The organism is Xanthomonas sp. PPL134 (assembly GCF_040595915.1).
Taxonomy (GTDB): domain Bacteria; phylum Pseudomonadota; class Gammaproteobacteria; order Xanthomonadales; family Xanthomonadaceae; genus Xanthomonas_A; species Xanthomonas_A indica.
In genome coordinates this window covers 2,501-5,652 of sequence record NZ_JAMDLL010000026.1, presented here as the reverse complement: position 1 = coordinate 5,652, position 3,152 = coordinate 2,501, and the positions used below count along the sequence as shown (strand labels likewise).

Here is a 3,152-nt window from a genome sequence, read left to right as displayed (position 1 = left end):
TTCGGCCGCACTTCCAACGCCAGCTCGCGTCGCGCTGTTTTTTCACGCGCAATAAAAAATCCCCGTCCTTTCGGACGGGGATTTGGGGTAAAGCCCCTGGCGATGACCTACTCTCGCATGGCTTGAGCCACACTACCATCGGCGCAGCTGCGTTTCACTTCCGAGTTCGGGATGGGATCGGGTGGTTCCACAGCGCTAATTTCACCAGGGAGACGGTTGGAGTGTCGCCGCGTGCTTGTTCTCGGTTGTTGGACCGAGGACGGCAAGGGCGCCAGCCTCTCATAGGGTGTGATGTAGCGAGCGAGTGAGAGCGATCGACGTGTGTCGCGCTAAGGGATGCTTTTGAGGAAGCATCTTGAGGTTATATGGTCAAGCCGCACGGATCATTAGTATCAGTTAGCTCAATGCATTGCTGCACTTACACACCTGACCTATCAACCACGTAGTCTACATGGTTCCTTTAGGGGACTTGTGTCCCGGGAGATCTCATCTTGAGGCGCGCTTCCCGCTTAGATGCTTTCAGCGGTTATCGCTTCCGAACATAGCTACCCGGCAATGCCACTGGCGTGACAACCGGAACACCAGAGGTTCGTCCACTCCGGTCCTCTCGTACTAGGAGCAGCCCCTCTCAAATCTCCAACGCCCATGGCAGATAGGGACCGAACTGTCTCACGACGTTCTGAACCCAGCTCGCGTACCACTTTAAATGGCGAACAGCCATACCCTTGGGACCGACTACAGCCCCAGGATGTGATGAGCCGACATCGAGGTGCCAAACACCGCCGTCGATATGAACTCTTGGGCGGTATCAGCCTGTTATCCCCGGAGTACCTTTTATCCGTTGAGCGATGGCCCTTCCATACAGAACCACCGGATCACTAAGACCTACTTTCGTACCTGCTTGATCCGTCGATCTTGCAGTCAAGCACGCTTATGCCTTTGCACACAGTGCGCGATGTCCGACCGCGCTGAGCGTACCTTCGTGCTCCTCCGTTACTCTTTAGGAGGAGACCGCCCCAGTCAAACTACCCACCATACACGGTCCCCGATCCGGATTACGGACCTAGGTTAGAACGTCAAGCACGACAGGGTGGTATTTCAAGGATGGCTCCACTGCAGCTAGCGCCACAGTTTCATAGCCTCCCACCTATCCTACACAGACGAACTCAACGTTCAGTGTAAAGCTATAGTAAAGGTTCACGGGGTCTTTCCGTCTTGCCACGGGAACGCTGCATCTTCACAGCGATTTCAATTTCACTGAGTCTCGGGTGGAGACAGCGCCGCTGTCGTTACGCCATTCGTGCAGGTCGGAACTTACCCGACAAGGAATTTCGCTACCTTAGGACCGTTATAGTTACGGCCGCCGTTTACTGGGGCTTCGATCAAGAGCTTCGCCTTGCGGCTGACCCCATCAATTAACCTTCCAGCACCGGGCAGGCGTCACACCCTATACGTCCACTTTCGTGTTTGCAGAGTGCTGTGTTTTTGATAAACAGTCGCAGCGGCCTGGTTTCTGCGACCCTCTTCAGCTATAGCTCGCACGAGCCACCAAAAAGGGTGCACCTTCTCCCGAAGTTACGGTGCCATGTTGCCTAGTTCCTTCACCCGAGTTCTCTCAAGCGCCTGAGAATTCTCATCCTACCCACCTGTGTCGGTTTACGGTACGGTCTGCGTAAGCTGAAGCTTAGGAGCTTTTCCTGGAAGCGTGGTATCAGTGACTTCGTCTAAAAGACTCGTCTCGGTGCTCGGTCTTAAAGGATCCCGGATTTGCCAAAGATCCAAACCTACCGCCTTTCCCCGGGACAACCAACGCCCGGTACACCTAACCTTCTCCGTCCCTCCATCGCACTTACGCGAGGTGCAGGAATATTAACCTGCTTCCCATCGACTACGGCTTTCGCCCTCGCCTTAGGGGCCGACTCACCCTGCGCCGATTAACGTTGCGCAAGGAAACCTTGGGCTTTCGGCGTGCGGGTTTTTCACCCGCATTGTCGTTACTCATGTCAGCATTCGCACTTCCGATACCTCCAGCAGACTTCTCAATCCACCTTCGCAGGCTTACGGAACGCTCCTCTACCGCGCATCGCTTATCGCGATGCACCCCAAGCTTCGGTTCACTGCTTAGCCCCGTTAAATCTTCCGCGCAGACCGACTCGACCAGTGAGCTATTACGCTTTCTTTAAAGGGTGGCTGCTTCTAAGCCAACCTCCTGGCTGTCTATGCCTTTCCACATCGTTTTCCACTTAGCAGTGAATTTGGGACCTTAGCTGTGGGTCTGGGTTGTTTCCCTTTTCACGACGGACGTTAGCACCCGCCGTGTGTCTCCCATACAGTCCGTCTCGGTATTCGGAGTTTGCAATGGTTTGGTAAGTCGCGATGACCCCCTAGCCATAACAGTGCTCTACCCCCGAGAGGATACATATGAGGCGCTACCTAAATAGCTTTCGAGGAGAACCAGCTATCTCCGGGTTCGATTAGCTTTTCACTCCTAATCACACCTCATCCCCTACCTTTGCAACGGGAGTGGGTTCGGGCCTCCAGTCAGTGTTACCTGACCTTCACCCTGGGCATGACTAGATCACCCGGTTTCGGGTCTACTGCCCGCGACTATGCGCCCTTATCAGACTCGGTTTCCCTTCGCCTCCCCTATACGGTTAAGCTTGCCACGAACAGTAAGTCGCTGACCCATTATACAAAAGGTACGCAGTCACTCTTGCGAGCTCCTACTGCTTGTACGCACACGGTTTCAGGATCTATTTCACTCCCCTCTCCGGGGTTCTTTTCGCCTTTCCCTCACGGTACTGGTTCACTATCGGTCGGTCAGGAGTATTTAGCCTTGGAGGATGGTCCCCCCATGTTCAGACAGGGTTTCACGTGCCCCGCCCTACTCGTCTTCACTGGTATGGCCCTTTCAAATACAGGGCTATCACCTTCTATGGCCAACCTTTCCAGGTTGTTTTTCTAAAACCATACCAGCTTAAGGGCTAGTCCCCGTTCGCTCGTCACTACTTAGGGAATCTCGGTTGATTTCTTTTCCTCCGGTTACTTAGATATTTCAGTTCACCGGGTTCGCTTCCAGCAGCTATGTATTCACTGCAGGATACTGCCGAAGCAGTGGGTTTCCCCATTCGGACATTGCCGGATCAAAGCTT

The 3,152-nt window shown here is 54.0% G+C and carries 2 rRNA genes (1 of these 2 cut by a window edge); both read right to left on the bottom strand.

What is annotated here, in order from left to right:
• Nucleotides 1-94: 94 nt before the first annotated feature.
• A 5S ribosomal RNA gene (gene rrf, locus M3U25_RS20515) occupies nt 95-209 on the bottom strand.
• A 156-nt stretch (nt 210-365) separates the two neighbouring features.
• A 23S ribosomal RNA gene (locus M3U25_RS20510) occupies nt 366-3,152 on the bottom strand; it runs 93 nt beyond the window's last position.